We start from the raw sequence: 1,617 nt of genomic DNA on the forward strand, positions 1-1,617 counted from the left end.
GGGACGTGGCTGAAGGCCTGGGGGAAGTTGCCGACCTGGCGCTTGAGCCGTGGGTCCCACTCCTCGGCGAGCAGGCCCAGGTCGTTGCGCAGTGCCAGTAGCCGGTCGAAGAGTTCGCGGGCCTCTTGGACCCGGCCGATCATGGCGAGGTCGTCGGCGAGCCAGAACGAGCAGGCCAGGAAGGCGCCTTCGTGGCCGGAGAGGCCGTCGACGTTGTTGCCGGACTCGTCGTGGGTGGGGTAGCGCAGCACGAAGCCGTCCTCGGTGGACAGTTCGCGCTGGATCGCCTCGATGGTGCCGATGACGCGCTTGTCGTCCGGGGGGAGGAAGCCGACCTGGGGGATCAGCAGCAGTGAGGCGTCCAGTTCCGTGCCGCCGTAGTACTGGGTGAAGGTGTTGCGTTCGGGGTCGTAGCCCTTCTCGCAGACGTCCGCGTGGATCTCGGCGCGTAGCGTGCGCCAGCGCTCCAGGTGGCCGCCGGGGGCGTCTTCGGGGGTCTGTTCCAGCAGTTTGATGGTCCGGTCGACGGCGACCCAGGCCATGACCTTGGAGTGGACGAAGTGTCGGCGCGGGCCGCGGACCTCCCAGATGCCCTCGTCGGGGTTCTGCCAGTGGTCCTCCAGGTATTCGATCAGGCGCAGCTGGAGGTGGTGGGCGTGGTCGTTGCGGACCAGGCCGGTCATGTGGGCGAGGTGGAGGGCTTCGACGACCTCGCCGTAGACGTCGAGCTGGAGTTGTCCGGCGGCGCCGTTGCCGACGCGGACGGGCTGGGAGCCTTCGTAGCCGGGCAGCCAGTCGAGGGAGGATTCGGTGAGTTCGCGTTCGCCGGCGATGCCGTACATGATCTGGAGGTTTTCGGGGTCGCCGGCGACGGCGCGCAGCAGCCATTCGCGCCAGGCGCGTGCTTCCTCGCGGTAGCCGGTGCGCAGGAGTGAGGAGAGGGTGATGGCGGCGTCGCGCAGCCAGGTGTAGCGGTAGTCCCAGTTGCGGACGCCGCCGATGTCCTCCGGGAGGGAGGTGGTGGGGGCGGCGACGATGCCGCCGGTGGGGGCGTAGGTGAGGCCCTTGAGGGTGATGAGGGAGCGGATCACGGCCTCGCGGTAGGGGCCCTGGTAGGTGCACTGGTCGGCCCACTCGTGCCAGAAGTCGGCGGTGGCGTCCAGCAGCTGTTCGGCGTCGGGGGTCCTGGGCGGGTCGAGGTGGGAGGCCTGCCAGGTGAGGGCGAAGGCGATCCGTTCGCCGGCGCTGACGGCGAAGTCGGCGTAGGTGGTGAGGTCTCGGCCGTAGGTCTCGGCCTCGCCGTCCAGCCAGACGGAGTCGGGTCCGGCGACGGCGACGGTGCGGTGGCCGCCGTCGGCCTGCTCGACGCGGTGCACCCAGGGCACCACCCGGCCGTAGGAGAAACGCATCCGCAGCGCCGAGCGCATCCGCACGGTGCCGCAGACGCCCTCGACGATCCGGATCACCTGGGGGACGGCGTCCTTGCCGGCCAGCGGGCGCGGCGGCATGAAGTCGATCACCCGGACGGTGCCGCCCTGGGTGTCCCACTCCTGTTCCAGGATCAGCGAGTCGCCCCGGTAGTGGCGGCGGTCGGCGGGCAGGGCGGGGGCGGCGGCG

At 70.7% G+C, this 1,617-nt stretch carries 1 protein-coding gene; it reads right to left on the minus strand.

All coding sequences use genetic code 11. The features are described from left to right. Window positions 1-1,617: glycoside hydrolase family 15 protein (locus KS423_RS45160; protein ID WP_224285468.1), on the minus strand; the 1,617-nt coding region annotated here is incomplete at both ends.

The organism is Streptomyces sp. LS1784 (assembly GCF_020103755.1).
In the GTDB taxonomy this organism is placed as follows: Bacteria; Actinomycetota; Actinomycetes; order Streptomycetales; family Streptomycetaceae; genus Kitasatospora.